Source organism: Psychrobacter sp. AT9 (assembly GCF_047272965.1).
GTDB classification, from domain to species: Bacteria; Pseudomonadota; Gammaproteobacteria; order Pseudomonadales; family Moraxellaceae; genus Psychrobacter; species Psychrobacter glaciei.
Map to the genome: position 1 here is coordinate 100,892 of NZ_JBKOTW010000001.1, position 17,439 is coordinate 118,330.

General features: G+C 42.5%; 15 protein-coding genes. 9 read left to right on the forward strand and 6 right to left on the reverse strand.

The window, feature by feature from the left end; all coding sequences use genetic code 11:
* The first annotated feature begins 118 nt into the window (after window positions 1-118).
* The 9 genes from nusA to pnp all read left to right on the forward strand — a co-directional run bounded on the left by nusA (window position 119) and on the right by pnp (window position 11,078).
* The gene (gene nusA, locus ACMFL8_RS00415; RefSeq protein WP_010197744.1) at window positions 119-1,603 is read left to right on the forward strand and encodes a transcription termination factor NusA; all 1,485 of its coding nucleotides are present in this window, start codon (window positions 119-121) and stop codon (window positions 1,601-1,603) included.
* Window positions 1,604-1,767: 164 nt separating this feature from the next.
* The gene (gene infB / locus ACMFL8_RS00420) at window positions 1,768-4,491 is read left to right on the forward strand and encodes a translation initiation factor IF-2 (protein WP_010197746.1); all 2,724 of its coding nucleotides are present in this window, start codon (window positions 1,768-1,770) and stop codon (window positions 4,489-4,491) included.
* A gap of 203 nt (window positions 4,492-4,694) precedes the next feature.
* The gene (locus ACMFL8_RS00425) at window positions 4,695-5,105 is read left to right on the forward strand and encodes a ribosome-binding factor A (RefSeq protein WP_010197749.1); all 411 of its coding nucleotides are present in this window, start codon (window positions 4,695-4,697) and stop codon (window positions 5,103-5,105) included.
* Window positions 5,105-6,160 carry a tRNA pseudouridine(55) synthase TruB gene (gene truB / locus ACMFL8_RS00430; RefSeq protein WP_413189774.1) on the forward strand — a complete coding sequence of 352 codons (1,056 nt, stop codon included), beginning with the start codon at window positions 5,105-5,107 and terminating at the stop codon, window positions 6,158-6,160. The genes ACMFL8_RS00425 and truB overlap by 1 nt, the downstream gene beginning before the upstream one ends.
* Window positions 6,161-6,569: 409 nt before the next feature.
* Window positions 6,570-7,094 (forward strand): type 1 glutamine amidotransferase domain-containing protein, encoded by a 525-nt coding sequence (locus tag ACMFL8_RS00435; protein ID WP_413189775.1) that lies wholly within the window; start codon window positions 6,570-6,572, stop codon window positions 7,092-7,094.
* Between the two features lie 81 nt (window positions 7,095-7,175).
* Window positions 7,176-7,337 (forward strand): hypothetical protein, encoded by a 162-nt coding sequence (locus tag ACMFL8_RS00440; protein ID WP_194620586.1) that lies wholly within the window; start codon window positions 7,176-7,178, stop codon window positions 7,335-7,337.
* A 108-nt stretch (window positions 7,338-7,445) separates the two neighbouring features.
* Window positions 7,446-7,622, forward strand: coding sequence for a hypothetical protein (locus ACMFL8_RS00445; protein ID WP_413189776.1), 177 nt, complete (start codon window positions 7,446-7,448; stop codon window positions 7,620-7,622).
* Window positions 7,623-8,026: 404 nt separating this feature from the next.
* A complete protein-coding gene (gene rpsO / locus ACMFL8_RS00450; RefSeq protein WP_010197757.1) occupies window positions 8,027-8,293 on the forward strand; it encodes a 30S ribosomal protein S15 in 267 nt (88 codons plus the stop codon).
* 670 nt (window positions 8,294-8,963) lie between these two features.
* Window positions 8,964-11,078, forward strand: coding sequence for a polyribonucleotide nucleotidyltransferase (gene pnp / locus ACMFL8_RS00455; protein WP_194620854.1), 2,115 nt, complete (start codon window positions 8,964-8,966; stop codon window positions 11,076-11,078).
* A 364-nt stretch (window positions 11,079-11,442) separates the two neighbouring features.
* On the opposite strand, the gene ACMFL8_RS00460 is transcribed toward pnp, so the two are convergent.
* The 6 genes from ACMFL8_RS00460 to ACMFL8_RS00485 form a co-directional block, all read right to left on the reverse strand.
* Window positions 11,443-12,066, reverse strand: coding sequence for a hypothetical protein (locus tag ACMFL8_RS00460; RefSeq protein ID WP_413189777.1), 624 nt, complete (start codon window positions 12,064-12,066; stop codon window positions 11,443-11,445).
* Between the two features lie 206 nt (window positions 12,067-12,272).
* Window positions 12,273-13,193 (reverse strand): haloalkane dehalogenase, encoded by a 921-nt coding sequence (locus tag ACMFL8_RS00465; RefSeq protein WP_413189778.1) that lies wholly within the window; start codon window positions 13,191-13,193, stop codon window positions 12,273-12,275.
* Window positions 13,194-13,336: 143 nt separating this feature from the next.
* A complete protein-coding gene (locus tag ACMFL8_RS00470; protein ID WP_413189779.1) occupies window positions 13,337-13,909 on the reverse strand; it encodes a hypothetical protein in 573 nt (190 codons plus the stop codon).
* A gap of 27 nt (window positions 13,910-13,936) precedes the next feature.
* Window positions 13,937-14,506 (reverse strand): hypothetical protein, encoded by a 570-nt coding sequence (locus tag ACMFL8_RS00475; protein WP_413189780.1) that lies wholly within the window; start codon window positions 14,504-14,506, stop codon window positions 13,937-13,939.
* A 170-nt stretch (window positions 14,507-14,676) separates the two neighbouring features.
* Window positions 14,677-14,934 carry a YheV family putative metal-binding protein gene (locus tag ACMFL8_RS00480; RefSeq protein ID WP_240216337.1) on the reverse strand — a complete coding sequence of 86 codons (258 nt, stop codon included), beginning with the start codon at window positions 14,932-14,934 and terminating at the stop codon, window positions 14,677-14,679.
* Window positions 14,935-17,142: a M3 family metallopeptidase gene (locus ACMFL8_RS00485; protein ID WP_413189781.1), complete on the reverse strand. Its 2,208-nt coding sequence runs from the start codon at window positions 17,140-17,142 to the stop codon at window positions 14,935-14,937.
* Between the last annotated feature and the right edge of the window lie 297 nt (window positions 17,143-17,439).

Here is a 17,439-nt window from a genome sequence, read left to right on the forward strand (position 1 = left end):
ATTCAGTATTAATCAATATTTTGACCCCTAAATAGGGCGTGACTGACGATGACAACACAACGTCAATATGCCAATTATAAAATTTAAGTCAATTATAAAATGATAGGACAGGTATAGCATGAGTCGTGAAATCTTAACGGTAGTAGAAACTGTCAGTAATGAAAAGGGCTTAAATCCTGAAGATATCTTTGAAGCCATAGAAGACGCTTTGGTGGTATCAACCAAGAAAAAAGTCTATACCGAACAGCCAGAAGTAGAGGTGCGGGTATCAATTGATCGTGCAACTGGCGATTATGATACGTACCGTTATTGGACAGTGGTTGCCGATGAAGACCATGAAATGCCAGCCTGTCAGCTTGCTATTACCGACCTTGATCAAGAAGAATGGTCAATTGGTGATATTAAAGAAGAACAGATTGAATCCATTGAGTTTGGTCGTATTGCTGCCACGCAAGCCAAGCAAGTTATCATTCAAAAAATACGTGAAGCTGAGCGTGCGCTAGTAGCAGACGCTTTTGAGCCACGTGTTGGTGAAATGATGTATGGCGAAGTAAAAAAGCAAACACGCGATGGCTATATCATTGATTTGGGTGATAACGCCGAAGGCTACTTATCACGTGATCAGATGCTACCACGTGAGCAATTACGAGCGAAATCTCGTATCAACGCCATTTTATATCATGTAAACCGTGAAAATCGTGGTGCCCAGTTATTATTGTCGCGCACTCATCCTGAAATGCTCTCGGCATTGATGCAAAAAGAAGTGCCTGAGATTGCAGAACAAATCATTGAAATCCGTAACGTCGCTCGTCTGCCAGGTACTCGTGCTAAAATAGCCGTCAAAACCAACGATCATCGCATTGATCCGGTTGGCGCTTGTATCGGTATGCGTGGTACGCGTATTCAAGCGGTTCAGCAAGAGTTGGATGGTGAGCGTATTGATGTGGTGGTTTGGTCAGATGATCCAGCTCAATTCATCATTAGCTCTTTAGAGCCAGCAGATGTTAGTAGTATCATCCTAGATGAAGACATGCAGACCGCTGATATCATTTTTAGCACCAACGATCAGTTAGCGCGTGCGATTGGCTCACAAGGTCAAAACGTCCGTTTAGCTTCTGAACTAACGGGCTATAAGCTTAATATGATGCTCGAAGAAGAGTATCAGCAGCGTCAACAAAACGAATCGAAAGCGTTCATTGAATTGTTTTATGAGCGTTTAGAAGTCGATAAAGATTTAGCTCAAGCGCTTGTCGATATTGGCTTTACCAGTATCGAAGAAGTGGCTTATGTGCCAGTTGAGACTTTCTATGACATCGAAGGTTTAGACGACGAAGCGATTGACATGATTCAAGAACGTGCTAAAGAAGTCGTCATCGCTGATGAGCTAGTCAAACAACAAAACATGAAAGAGCCAAGTCAGGAGTTACAAGATCTTGAAGGAATGACCGTCAGTTGGGCTTATAAAATGGCTCAAAAAGACATCATTACTGTTGATGACTTGGCAGAACAAGCCGTCTTCGATTTAGAAGATATCGAAGGATTAGATACTGAAACCGCAGGAAAACTCATCATGAAAGCTCGGGAATCTTGGTTCAATGAATAAGCGGTAACTGCATATCGCTGTCTTTTAGTGATATGCTATCGATAATAAAGTGCTGGTATAAAGTCGCATAATACATGCAACCTAACCACCAGCCTTAACCCAATCATTTGTAGCCAACAACTGAATTGAACATATAGCAAATAATAGACAGTAGGTGATAATAAATGGCAGATAAGACCGTCAAAGAACTGGCAGATATGGTAGGCAAAACCGCAAGTGCTGTAAAACAGCAACTGGTAGATGCTGGACTGCCTGCTCGCGCAGAGGATGACCTAGTCACCGAGCTTGAGCAAGAGAAGTTGGTGACGTATTTAAAGCAAAGTCATGGTCAGCAAGATAAGCGTCGTATTAGTCTCAAGTCTAAAACAACGAGCACCGCGCGTGTGACCGGCTCTTCAGGTAAATCTAAGAGTGTCAATGTGGAAGTGCGTAAAAAGAAAGTATTCGAAAAGCCTGATCCAGAAAAAATGGCTGAAGAGTTGGCTGCGCGTGAGCAAGCGATGATTGAGTCGCAAGAACGTGCTGCTAAGGACGCTGAAGAGCGTGCTGCTACTAAGAAAAAATCTGAAGAGCGTCAAGCAGCAACCTTAGCTGCGATGCGTGCCAGCTTAGGCTCTAGCAAAAAATCAGACGATAAGAATGACGATATTTCTACTTCAGTTGTTGTGAAAAAGGGCGGTAAGACTACTATTGAAGTCAAGCCTAAAGAACAGCCGAAGAAAAAAGTTGCTGCTACGAAACCTAAAGTTGAAACAGCAGCTGAGCGTAAAGCTCGTGAAGTACGTGAAAAAGAAGAAAATCGTCTACGCGAAATTGAGACAGAAACACGCCGTGTTCAAGCTGAAGAAGCGCAAAAGCGCACACTTGAGCAAATGCGTAAAATGGCTGGTAAATATACGGATCAGCCTGCTGCTGAAGTTCGCAAAGATGAGCCATTGGCTGAAGGTCTAGTCGGTGACGCATTAGAAGAATCATTTGAAAAAGAACGTCGTGAAATCAAGCGCGGTGCAAGTAGCACTGGTGCTCGTGGTCGTCGTCGTAAAAATCAAGATGAGCGTGAGATCAAAAACCGTAAAAATGGTTTACGTTCAACGCAAGCGTCACAGCATAAGTTTGAAAAACCTGTTGAAAAAATTGTCTATGATGTCGAGATTAGTGAGCAAATTACTGTCGCAGATCTTGCCCAGCGTATGGCAGTTAAAGCCCGTGAAGTCACTAAATTACTCATGAAAATGGGTGAGATGGCTCGTGAGTCAGATACGATTGATCAAGCGACAGCCAGTTTGATTGTTGAAGAAATGGGTCATAACCCAGTACCAGTTAGTGATACTAAGGTTGAAGACGATCTACAATCTGCAGTCAATGAACGCAGCAGTAACGTGCAAACACGTCCACCAGTCGTAACTATTATGGGTCATGTCGACCATGGTAAGACTTCATTGCTAGATAAAATTCGTGAAACGAAAGTAGCGAATGGCGAAGCAGGTGGTATCACTCAGCATATCGGTGCTTACCATGTAAAAACCGGTCGCGGTGTGATTACTTTCTTAGATACCCCAGGTCACGCAGCCTTTAGTGCTATGCGTTCACGTGGTGCGCAAGCGACTGATATCGTTGTACTGGTTGTCGCAGCTGATGATGGCATGATGCCGCAAACGGAAGAAGCTATCGACCATGCACGTGCTGCTGGTACGCCGCTTATCGTTGCCATTAATAAAATGGATAAGCCGGGCGCTGATCCTGACCGCGTACTCAATGAGTTGACTGCCAAAGAAGTCGTCTCAGAAGAGTGGGGTGGCGATACACCAATGGCGCGTATCTCAGCCAAAACGGGTGAAGGTATTGACGAGCTATTAGAATATATCAGCATCCAAGCAGAACTAATGGAATTAGAAGCGCCGTTAGATGGTGCTGCGCAAGGTGTGGTGATTGAGTCAAGACTTGAAAAAGGTCGTGGTCCTGTTGTTAGTGTTCTAGTCAAAAAAGGCACACTAAAACAAGGCGACTTGGTTCTAGCGGGCGAGCATTACGGTAAAGTCCGTGCGATGACTGATGAACATGGTCAGCGTATTCAGTCAGCGGGTCCTTCTATCCCTGTAGAGATTTTAGGATTACCTGAAACACCTGCAGCTGGTAGCGAATTCCTAGTCGTTACAGATGAGAAAAAAGCCCGTGAAGTGGCTGATTTCAGAACCAATCGCGAGCGTGAACGTCAACTTGAGCGTCAGAACGCCATGCGCTTAGAGAGCATGTTCGATCAGATGGAACAAGGCAATGTGTCATTCTTGAACATTGTTCTTAAAACTGATGTCCGTGGTTCGCTCGAAGCATTACTATCGGCACTGAATGAGCTGTCAACTGATGAAGTAAAAGTTCGCGTCATCAGTTCAGGTGTTGGCCCTATCTCTGAGTCTGATGTAACGCTTGCAGAATCTAGCGAAGCGGTATTGTTAGGCTTCAACGTTCGTGCAGACGCGACCGCACGTCGTAAAGCAGATGCAGCCAACATGGATATTCGCTATTACAGTGTTATCTATGGCTTGATTGATGATGTAAAAGCAGCCATGAGTGGAATGCTTGCGCCTGAACATCGTGAGAAAATCTTGGGTGTTGCTGACGTTCGAGAGGTATTCCGTTCTAGTAAGTTCGGTGCAGCTGCCGGTTGTATGGTGGTTGAAGGTACAATTTATCGCAATAAGCCTATCCGTGTACTGCGTGATGACCAAGTTATCTTTACTGGTCAGCTGCAATCATTACGTCGCTATAAAGAAGACGTTAATGAAGTACGTACTGGGATGGAGTGTGGCCTAGCCGTTCGTGGTTATGATGTCGAAGCTGGTGATAAGATCGAAGTCTTTGAAATTCAAGAGTTCGAACGTACTATCTAAAGTCACTGCTCGATAGTAAGGTCTCTAATCATGCAAGATGCTTAATCAGCTGAGCATATTAGTATCTCCTTCATATCTAGCTGTACTTAGGCCTAGCAGGTACATCCTGCTAGGCCTTTTTTAACAAATATCAGCCCTTAAATGTATTAATAAGCAAACGGGCTAATCCATAAAAATAGGCCATATCAAATTAAGGTAACAATATGAACCAACGTTTACAGCGCTTATCCGATCAAATTCAGCGTGAGCTTGCTGTTCTTATTCGTGACGCAGTTAATGACCCGCGGCTAACTGGTTTTGTCACTATCTCTAGTGTCAAGGTCAGCCCAGACTTAGGGTATGCGGACGTTTATGTCACCATCATGGAGCCAGAGCTTAATGACGCGATGACCAAAACCAACCACGAAGAAAGCATCAAAGTGCTGAATAAAGCAGCAGGTTTTTTGCGTACCGAATTGAGCCATAGTCTCAAAACGCGTACGACACCACGTCTGCGCTTTCATTATGATGAAGTAACGGCTCGTGGCAACTATATGATGGACTTGATCAGTCAAGCGGTCATCAAAACTGAGCAGAATGAAGATGAAGTCGATAGCAAAGAAAATGATGATTAATGACAATGACTAGTCAACAAACAACGGATAAACAAAAAGTCTCCGGCGTTATCTTAGTTGATAAGCCGCAAGGTATGACGTCACAGCAAGTGGTCTCAAAAGTGAAGTATTTGTTTAAGTCTCCTGCACATGACAGCAAAAAAGCTGGTCATACAGGTACGCTTGATCCCATGGCCACTGGTCTATTGCCTATTTGTATGGGTGAGGCCACGAAGTTTAGCCATTATCAACTTGATGCCGACAAATCTTACCAAGCGACGATATTGCTTGGTAGCCAGACAGATACTGGTGATGCTGATGGTCAAATCGTTGGACAGGTGTCTATTCCAACTTTTGATCAATCAATATTGGACAAGGTTGCTCAACAGTTTTTAGGGGCTCAGCAGCAAATACCACCGATGTATTCTGCCTTAAAAAAGGACGGCAAAAAGCTTTATGAGTATGCCCGTGCTGGTATCGAAGTAGAACGAGCGCCAAGAGATATCGTGATTAAGGCTATTGGTTTAGAAGCTATTGATAACGAGCAGATTCAATTGACGGTGACTTGTACCAAAGGTACTTATGTGCGCGTATTGGCAGAGGATATTGCCAAGATAATGGGCACATTAGGGCATTTAATCGCATTGCGCCGTACGCAGGTCGGAAAGTTTAGCATAGTGGAATCGATTTCTTTATCAGCGTTAGAGGCGCTATCGTTAGATGAGAGACAGGCACAGCTCCTTGCTATTGATGAATGTGTCAGTATCGAGGCTGAGCTTACATTGACTGCTGAACAGTATACCCGTGTCCATATGGGGCAGCGGTTGAATGTTTTTGAGCAGCTTACTGATGATTTGCGCGATTATATTTCAACCAGTATTAGCCACCAGTCTTCTGTTTCAGAAAACAATGATACTCTACTAGATAGCGATATAGTCAGTAGTGACGGTGAACAACCATTGATCCACGAGATAGCGGTAGATATACGCTTGCTAGATGAGCAAGGGGAGTTTATTGGATTGGGCGCTATTAGTCTCAATGGCCGACTGCAACCTAAGAAATTAATCCAGCGGTAGGGTTATATTTGCTAAGCTTTTCATGGTTCGTATGTTTCATGTGGCTATGAGCCAATTAATCCTCTTTAAACTTACTAACAGTTTACACTAATCACATATCCTCACATTTTATTGCAGGTTTCACCTATGGTGAAGCCTGTTTTTTTTGTACATTAGATAAGTCAGCTAGGGAAGGCTAGAAGAGATAACCAATGTAATAAAAATAATAAATACACTAATAAGAAAAATTTAAAATAATAAAAAATGCTTAGGGAATAGATTTAACAAAGAAAGTTTTACTGCTGAAGTCTCAACACTAAATAAAAACAAAGAAGTACTATAAAAACAAGAAGTACTCATAACAAAAAAAACAGATAAATCAATAATAAAATTTATATATAGAATCACAAATATAAAGACAAGGAATATCATGAAAACGATCGCTTTCTTACTACACAATAATTTTGAACAAGCAGAGTATGAAGATGTTAATAACCAACTAAAAGAAAAAGGCTATAACACACTGCTTATTACTACTAACGAAGACAGAAAAGTTCAAGCGATGAATCAGGATGTCTATAAAGGTGACACTTTCACCGCTGACATCTTTGCAAGTGAGGCTAAGGTTGATGATTATGACGCGCTAGTAGTGCCAGGTGGTACTGTAAATGCGGATACCATTCGAGGCAATAAAGAAGCTCACAGTATAATCAATGCAATTAATGAAGCAAATAAACCGTTGGCGGTTATTTGTCATGCACCTTGGGTACTTATTAACACGGGTATCGCAAAAGGTAAGACCTTAACGGCGTACCACTCATTGCAAACAGATTTGGAAAATGCGGGAGCAAATTTCGTTGATAAAACCGTACAAATTGACGGTAACTTAATTACTTCACGTAATCCAGATGATATCGAAAATTTCGTTGATGCTATCGATAAAGCCTTGTCTTAACTGGCTTTGTAAGATATTAACGATGAACATATAGCATTAATCTACCAATAACTATAACCAACCATGATCGAGGAAAATATTATGTCAAACTCTAATCCAAACGATACCAAGCTTGAGCAACAACGTTCTGAATCAGCAACTGCAGCTCTTAAAAGCCAAACCGAAAATAACCATACTGAAGAGTCAGAAGCAGCGGCAGATCGTATTGCGGACAATTTAGAAAATGCTAAAGAAGACAAGTAGAGTATTTAAAGCGTCACTCATAGCTGGGTGACGCTATTACATTTTTTTAGCTTGGTATCAATAATTATAAAACTAAATAGTTCAGAAAATAATAACTTAGGAGCTAATATGAGTAATTCATCGAATAATATGGACGAGCAAGAAAAAGAGATTGAAAAGCTTGCAGAAGATATCAACCCTAGCGAACATGCCACTCCGGATAGTTTAGCGGAAGTCACTACGGCAGCACCTCTTGCTGATGATGAGCTAGGTGGCAATGCTACTGAGAGCGATGTGAAAAAGTAATACGCTAGAATCTTGTAATGGCTATGTTTGTAGTGGCTGTGAATGTACCTTAGATTATTATATTGGCAATTTATCTTGCCATGAAACTATTATGAAAAACTGCTGCTAGTTCAGCAGTTTTTTGGTATAATAACCGTCACATTTGAATTAATATTTTAGATAAAGCAGGTTGCTGAACTTACTGTTTAAAGCAGATGATTGAGTTAGGCAATATTCCGCTGATATCTGGCTTATTTTTAAGTGGTTTTTTATAACACATTGAGCTTGTCGTACACTAGGTCAACTCTAGTAATGCAGGGTTGTCCTGAATGGCGTACAAGTTACTTTATTTACTATTCTATAGCTTTTAAGATGGCTTAAATTTGAGTGCATCTTGGATGCTTTTAGCATTGCCGGAGATATTTATGCTAACTAATACTGATCGCGAACAAATCATTTCTCAATACCAGCGCGGCGAAAACGACACTGGTTCTCCAGAAGTTCAAGTAGCTTTGCTAAGTGCACGTATTAACGATTTGCAGAACCATTTTAAAGCGCACAAAGCTGATAATCATAGCCGTCGTGGTCTTATCCGTATGGTTAACACGCGTCGTAAATTGCTTGATTACCTAAAAGGTAAAGATCTTGGTCGCTATACCACTCTTATTAGCCAGTTGGGTCTACGTCGTTAATTTAACGACAATAGTACGAGCGATCGCTAAAATAACAAATGCCATCCTGTGGCGCTATTTTGAATTTTTTGCTAAATCGCTTGGAACTTGCTTGTTGCTATCGATAAAATAGATTTTTCTAAAACGGTGTGGAATAGTTTCACACCGTTTTTTTATGCTTGTTAATATAGATGATTAATCTCAAATATTTTCACGCTATAGTTTTAGAATTTTTTGTAAAACTAAGGGTTGACTCAATGCTGATTTGAGTCATATCTAGGGAAGACTATAAACAACAGCCCTGTTTTGCAATTAATTGGTCAATGGCTAGAAATCACTGTAAAATAATGCTTGGTCAGTTTTATGCCATTGCTACTATCTGTTGTAGTACCTTAGCAAAGATAGAAAAAACATCGTATATGTATGGTTGCTGCTTGGCATAAGCTTTGACTATATTGATGAAAAAACGAATTTGAACGACTAAAAATATGTAATAGTACGATGTCTACTGTAGACAAATGCATAAGATAGGCAGGTGACACTATCAGTCTCATCGATAGGACTTGCAGATAAAAGACTTGTTCCTCAGGAGCTAGAGACAAAGAATTTTAATGACAAATATCAGCGCGCTTATGACGTTGATATTATTTTCGTCAGTCAACATTAGGAAAATTATATGACAAATCCGACAATGTTCAATACTGTTAAACGTGAATTCCAATATGGTAGCCAGCAGGTTGTTATCGAGACAGGGCGTATCGCTCGTCAAGCCAACTCTATTTTAGTTCACATGGGTGGTGTTACTGTCCTAGTGGCTGCCGTTGTTAAGTCTGATGCGAAAGAAGGCCAAAACTTCTTTCCATTGACCGTCAACTATCAAGAAAAAATGTACGCAGCGGGTAAAATCCCAGGTGCTTATGGCAAACGTGAAGGCCGTGCGAGCGAGTTTGAAACATTAACGTCGCGCTTGATTGACCGCCCGATTCGTCCGCTATTCCCTGAAGGTTATGTGAATGAAATTCAGATTACTGCGACGGTTGTATCGTCAGATAAGACTCAGTCTGCAGATATCGCTGCATTAATTGGTGCTTCAGCGGCACTGGCTATCTCTGACGCGCCATTCAATGGTCCAGTCGCAGCTGCCCGTGTTGGCTTCATTAATGGCGAGTACGTACTGAACCCAACAATCGAGCAGCTCAAAGAGAGCGATCTTGATTTGGTTGTGGCTGGTACTAAGTCTGCCGTATTGATGGTTGAATCAGAAGCAGCAGAGCTTTCAGAAGATCAGATGCTAGGTGCAGTACTTTACGGTCATCAACAGCAGCAAATCGTTATTGATAACATTGCGTCAATGGCTGAAGAAATCGGTACTGCTAAGCAGCAATATAGCGCTCCTGAGCGTGATCAAGCACTTACTAGCAGCATGAAAGAGCAGTTTGGCGAGCAAGTTGCTGACGCTTATACGATTACTGATAAGCAAGCGCGCTACACTAAGCTTGACGAAATTAAGCAATCAATTATTGATACGCTTGCTGGTGATGCTGAGTCAGAAGCCTATGCTGATACGGTATCTGAGCTCAAAGAAATCTATAACGATCTTAAGTATCGTACGGTTCGTGACAATATCTTGTCAGGTAAGCCGCGTATTGATGGTCGTGACCCTGAAACCGTTCGTGCGCTTGATGTGCAAGTTGGTGTATTGCCATATACGCATGGTTCAGCATTGTTCACACGTGGTGAGACGCAAGCATTGGTTACAACCACGCTTGGCAACAGCCGTGATGTCAACATGATTGACTCGCTAGGTGGCACTATCCGTGACCATTTCATGCTGCATTACAACTTCCCGCATTTCTCAGTGGGTGAAACGGGTCGTGAAGGTATTCCAAAACGTCGTGAAATTGGTCATGGCCGCTTAGCACGTCGCGGTGTACAAGCAATGCTTCCAGATAGCGAACGCTTCCCGTATGTCATCCGTGTGGTGTCAGAGATTACTGAATCAAATGGTTCATCTTCTATGGCATCTGTTTGTGGTGCAAGTTTGGCATTGATGGATGCAGGCGTACCAATTAAAGCCCCAGTTGCTGGTATCGCGATGGGTCTGGTTAAAGAAGGCGAGCGTTTCGCTGTACTATCAGACATCTTAGGTGATGAAGATCATCTTGGTGATATGGACTTTAAAGTTGCTGGTTCTAAAGACGGTATTACTGCGCTTCAGATGGACATCAAAATCGAAGGTATTACGCCTGACATCATGGAGCAAGCGCTTAAGCAAGCCCATGCCGGTCGTATCCATATCCTAGATGCGATGAATAAAGTATTACCTGAGAGCCGTACTGAGATCAATGCGCATGCCCCTAACTATGCTGTTATCGAAATCAATCCGGACAAAATCCGTGACGTCATCGGTAAAGGCGGCGCGATGATTCGTCAGCTAACGGAAGAAACTGGCGCAGTTATCGATATCGATGATGGTGGCACGATTCGTATCTTTGGTGAAAACAAAGCAGCGACCAAAGCAGCTATCGGTAAAATCGAAGCATTGACTGCTGAAGTTGAAGTGGGCAAAACTTACGAAGGTACGGTCGCTCGTATCGTTGACTTCGGTGCGTTCGTTAACGTCTTGCCAAACACTGATGGTCTAGTGCATATCTCACAAATCGCAGAAGAGCGCGTTGAGAATGTATCAGATTATTTAAAAGAAGGTCAAACCGTTAAGGTACTCGTACAAGACGTTGATAACCGTGGTCGCATTAAGTTGACTATGAAAGGCGTTGAGCAGGGTTCAACCCCAACTGCTGAATAAGTACTTTCGCTGGATATAAAAAACCGCTTTGGGCTGTTAGTTAATAACACTCAAGGCGGTTTTTTTGTGGCTAAATAAGCATTTACCTTTATACAGTCAGTGAAAAATAATACCGCTACATTGTCATCCTCGCTAAGCATACTAATGTATAACTTGCGCTCGGTTTCCTTGTATCGAAATTATTTGAATTCAACTATATCAGGTTGAATGTTGCTGTCTCCATCCAATCTATTCAATGACATTTCATTTTAATAAAATCATATCTAAGCACTGACAATAAAAAGTCCAACGCCAAACGCCCATTTCAAACGTTCAACATTGGATTGATAAAACTCTAGAATAATTTTCTAATTAACCAGAGTAACTATTCTTGATCTAACTTGTCGATCATACCCTGATATTTTTCTTTTTTAGCAGCGATCTTTTTGCGTCTTTCTTCAGCCGTCGTGACCAAATTTTTGGCGACGTCTAAGCTCTTATCAAAGGCCGCTAATTCAAGATCTACCGCATCCAATAGTTTGCCAAGCATCATAGCCGTCGCTTTTTCAGAGACATCCTGAGTCATACCACTAGCATCAGATTTAAAGTCGTCTTTCAGCTTTGACGCCCACTGATAAATGCCTGCCATGGTAATGCTAGATTTATCCTCTTGATCAGCATTATCTTTTTTACTGGTCTTGTCTTTTTGATTAGACTTGCTGTCTTTGGTGTTTTTGTCAGACTGATCCTCTTTATCGTCACTATTAGATTTGTCGTCTTGATTAGATTTTTGATTTTTATCAGAATCTTTATTCTTACTTGATTTATCTGACGTATCATTTTTAGCAGTACTATCGTCTTTAGCTTCCTCGTAGTCATGCTCAGCGTTGTACGCTTCAAAGTCGCCGTCCTCAAATACCACGGTATCCTCTCTGACCACTTCTACGCCAGTCACTGCTTTATTGTTGGTAGATTTTTTTGAATTCTCAGCATTATTGTTGTTTGACATAGCTTGTTATCCTTATTTAAATTTGAATGTAATAATTTTTTATAGTGGTTGCCTATAAAATGGATACTAAGCTAAGCGCATTTTTTTATCAATATATGGATATAAATATACCGTTTAATGCCTACAGGAAGATACACGCCATGGTTTAAAGCATTAAACGGTAACAATTGAGCTGCATGTGATAACGAAGGAAATATTAAATTTTGTTAATCATTATTAATAGGGTTGTCAGCAATAAACTGAGCCAGTAGCTCAGCCAGTTTTTCGCCTTGGTCTTCTTGTAAGAAATGACCACCGTTAATAATAGTGCTATGGTTTTGACCTTTAGTTCCAGGGATAAGTTTTTGCATGATTCGATCACCACCACCAGTGACAGGGTCAGAATCGCTAAACAGAGTAATGAAAGGTTTGGTAAACTTGCTAAGCTCACCCCAGGCGGCACGGTTTTTTGTTGAAGCAGGATCGTCCGGTGTGGTCGGTACTAGTATGGGGAACTGTCTTGCGCCTTCTTTGTACGATTCATCAGGGAAGGGCGCATTGTAAGCATCGATTACTGCCTGTGATAGCTCGGTCGTAGTGCCACTATTAATAATGCTACCGACATGAAACTTCGGAGTATCTTGTGAGAATTGCTGCCACTTGCGGAAGCTTTCTCCTGGATCGTGATCTCCTGTGGGGAGCATGGTATTGCCAGCTGCTACTCGAGCAAATCTGTCTGGATTTTCTGCCACGAGACGTAGACCAATGAGACCACCCCAGTCTTGACAAAATAATGTGATATTTGTTAAATCTAACTGATCAAGTACGGATTGCATCCAGTCGACATGGCGCTGGTAGGTATAATCCGTACGGGCGGCAGGTTTATCTGAGCGCCCAAAACCAGGAAGATCTGGCGCGATGACACGATGTCCAGCCGCTGTCAGTATCGGTATTACTTTACGATATAGATAACACCATGAAGGCTCGCCATGTAGTAGTAAAATCGGATAGGCATCCTTGGGACCTTCATCGAGATAATGTACACGCAGCTCACCGCCTTCGCCATCATCGACCATCATATAATGCGGCGAAAAATCGTAATCGGCTAGGTTTTCAAAGCATGAATCGGGGGTTCTAAGTATTTTCATAGGGTATCCTTATCCTGATAATAAATAACCGTGCTTTCTCAAACAGTAAACACTCATTTAGCATAGCATTCAAGCCGTTATCGGTGTCATGTTTTTTGAGTGTTAAAGATTGTGCTATGCACCAACAAACGTTTTATTTGTTCTTAGATATTGATACTTTTGGGTACGTGCACATCAATACGCAGCTTAGGAAGGTCTTGTAGTTGCTGCGTCAGTAAAGGCAAGATATCGAGATGCCAGTCTAATGGCAATGAGTTTGCGACGTTGGATTCAGGAGGCGAACTGCCTACAGTACTGTGTAAATGACTATCGATAAGCGGGCGGGCAAATAGGGCAATTCTGCGGATGCCTTGATGGCGAATAAGAGGAATAAGCTGGTGGTGCAAGTCTGTTAAAGCGTCAGTGAGCCAGCGCGACCGCGTCGGATGATAAGGGTGATCTGAGATAACAAGATTGGCAATATAACTGGGTTGATTGCCATTACTGCTGACGCCAAGGCCAGACTGTTCTCGTGTGCGTTTGTGTAATAAACAGCTACCAGCGTTTAGACTACCGTCACGGCACGCGCGACGATAGTGATGGTAGTTATCAGCGAATAGCGTCTTGGTTCGTGCGAGGATAGGGTCGAGCAGGATGCCAGCAGTATTAACTGGTAAGATAAGTAATTGGGCACTGCTATTTAAAATAGGGGCATGCGTCAATTGTAGATTCGCCATCGTCAGCCCCTTCAAAAAATAGTATGTTTATTCTACCTTAGCTTGTACTGTACTTTCTGCTTCTAATTGTGCGATTTGTTGTTCGAGCAAGGCAATTTGATCTTCCTTCATATCCGTCAATTTTTTATTCATCGCTAATTGCTCAGCTGCCAGCTTTTCTTGGGCAGCCCAGCGTTTACGCTCATCTTCTAAGCGATCAATTTCTTCTTTGGCCAGACTATCCGTCTTTGGTAAAGGAGCGCTTAAGATGGTAGCAGGTTTTGGTACTTGACTATTTGAGTTGTCAGCTGTGTCAGCGGCGGTAGCATTCTGATCAAGGACAGTCGCTTCACTCGTTATAGCGTCATCACTATTGACTTCACTGAGGACATTTTCTGCTGGCATAGCAGCAGACTGTGCAGCCTCGTTTTGCTCAGCGATTGATGGTGAGCTGCTGCCAGTTTTTCTAGTCTCAGGCACAGATTGCGCCCAAACTAAATAGCCGATAACAATGAATAGCAGTGCCAATATAATCGCTATCCAGATTCTACGGCGCGATTTAGCGGCTTTCGCTTTTTCACGTTTGCTCAACAAAGGATGCTTTTTTTTATTTTTCATACTACGGTCAATTTATGTCAAAGATATAAGTAGCCATACTATAGCAAACTCAAAATAAAAAGCCTATCTATTGCTAGATAGGCTTAAAGTACTGTTAAATAATAAAGCACTTAAAAAACTTTTAAGTATCAGTATCAGTATCAGTATCAGTATCAGTATTATTTGTTTGCTTAAGTTTTAAATTTTACCGTACCACTGGTGCCTGTCGCCATCGCATCACGAGCGAGTTGGTCTTCCGCATGGTTTTTGGCACTGATGGCATCAGGGTCGGGGCGATGTTCTGCATGGCTACATTTAGTACATTCAATATACTCATCAGGCACAGGCGTCATAATATTTACCTGTACCACTGCGTCCATCGCCTGACATTTGGGACAGCGGACGCCTGCTAAAAATCGGCGCTTTGGGCGTGACGATTGATAACGCATCTAAGTGACCTCGCGATTGCTTTTGGCATTGGCGGCATCGATGTTTTTAACATTGCTAAAGCCGCTGTGACGCAATAAGGCCTCAATACTGGCGCTACGACCACGGAAGTTCTCAAAGTTAGTCTTGGCAGGGAAGCTACCACCAACCGACAAGATACTCTCACGGAAAGCTTTACCAGTCACTGGATTAAAAATACCTTCTTCTTCAAACCTACTAAAAGCATCTGCAGACAATAGCTCTGCCCATTTATAAGAGTAATAGCCAGCCGCATAGCCACCTGCAAAGATATGACTAAAACCATTGGCAAAGCGGTTATAGTCAGGTGTCTGTATGATGGCAATATCGTTACGAACCGTATTTAAGGTTGCCAAGATACCATCATAATCAAGTGCTGGCGTGTGTGCATGAATCAATAAGTCGAACAGTGAGAACTCGATTTGACGCAGGGTTTGCATGCCGCTTTGGAAGTTTTTTACCGCCAGTAAGGCTGCAAGTTTGTCTTTAGGCAAAGGCTCGCCAGTCTCGACATGACTACTAATCAGCGCAATACCTTCAGCATCCCATGCCCAGTTTTCCATAAATTGACTGGGTAGCTCGACTGCATCCCATTCGACACCATTAACACCCGCGACATCACCCACTGTCACTTGCGTTAAAAGATGATGTAGCCCATGACCAAACTCATGGAACAAGGTCAGTACTTCATCATGGGTCAATAAGCTTGGTTTGCCATCGAGGGCAGGCGTGAAGTTACCGACCATAAAGCAAACCGGTAGCTGCTGATGGTCTTGCTCGTCATAAGTGTAACGCGACTGAAAACCACTCATCCAAGCACCGCCGCGCTTACCACTGCGAGCAAACAAGTCAAAATAAAAGCCGCCAAGCAAGTTATCGTCAGCATCAAACAACTGATAGAAGCTTACCTCGTTGTGCCAGCGCGATACAGATGTGCTTTCACTATCTGTCTCATTACTACTTTGCTCTTGTACTTTGATACCATATAAACGCTCAACAATGGCAAATAAGCCGTTAATCACTTTTGGTAACGGGAAATATGGGCGTATCTCTTCTTGCGATAAACTAAATTCGCTTTGTTTTACTTTTTCAGCGATATAAGCACTGTCCCAAGGCTGCAAATCATCAATGCCATAATCTTGCGCATATTTTTGCAGTTGCGCTAAATCCTGCTTAGCAGCTGGAGTGGCTTGCGTGGCCAAATCGCGTAAAAAGGTTTCTACTTCTGCCACGTTATCTGCCATTTTAGTCGATAGTGAGACTTCTGCGTAATTGGCAAAGCCTAATAGTGTGGCTTTTTGCTCACGTAGTTGTAGGATTTGACCCATGATATCAGCGTTATTCAGCGACTCGCCTTTTTTATTTGTATGACCATCAAACTCTGAGGCACGCGTGACGTAAGCGCGGTACAACGTCTCACGTAGACTGCGGTCGTCAGCATGAGTCATGACCGCAAGGTAAACAGGGATATTTAAACTTGCTACGTAATAAGAGGTCGGCAACACATCAATATCTGCTTGCGTGAGGGCACCGCTGGCAAGCTCACGGGCTTTATACTGTTCGCCTGCGTCTGCCAATAGTGCCAAACCACTTTCGGTCAAGCCCGCCAATTGCGCTGACTCTAATGGCAATGCATAGGCTTGGGTAGCATCCAATATATTGTCTGAGAACGTCGCTGATAAGGTTGAGAGTTCACTTTGAGTCGCAGCGAATTGTTCTTGCTCAGCTCTAGGTAACGCCACACCTGACATCTCAAAGCTTCTAAGCGCAAGCTCAATGGCACGAGCGCGCGCAGGCTCAAGCGCTGCAAAGAACGCTTTATCATTCACGATAGCTTGATAACGACTAAATAATGGCTGATGCTGCCCCACACGAGTGCCGTAAGCAGACAGCTTAGGCAACAGCTCATGATGCACATGACGAATCTCATCGTTGCTCATCACGCTATTGAGATGCGACAAGATACCCCAACTGCGATCTAATGCCAGATTGATATGATCAAAATTCATCACATCGCTCAGAGCTTGCTCAGCAGTGACATCAGCAGGACTGTGGTTGCTGTCAGTATGGGCTGTCATTTCATCTAAAAAAGCATTGGCATCGTCTATCGCGCTAATGACTTGGCTTTGTAATGCACTTGGTGAAACATTGGCAAAATCGACAAGGCGTAAATCTGGAGAAATGGGTGTCATAAAGGTATCCGATATCTGATATTAGTGAATAAATTATTATTGGTTAAATAGGGTTTGGTATAAGTGATTTGCGTGATGTCACACACAGAGTATAAAAGGCTGTCAGTTACTTTTTTATTTTGCGGTTTTATACCTATATTATATAAAAGATGGGTTCATTTAATGAAAATGCAACCTACTCACTGACAATACAGAAAGTAAAGCGACGAGAGGGTCGATATTAAATATGTTTAAATGAGATAAACCTGCCTTTTATAACAACATAGATTGTTCTACTTACAAAGCGCTATCATTTGC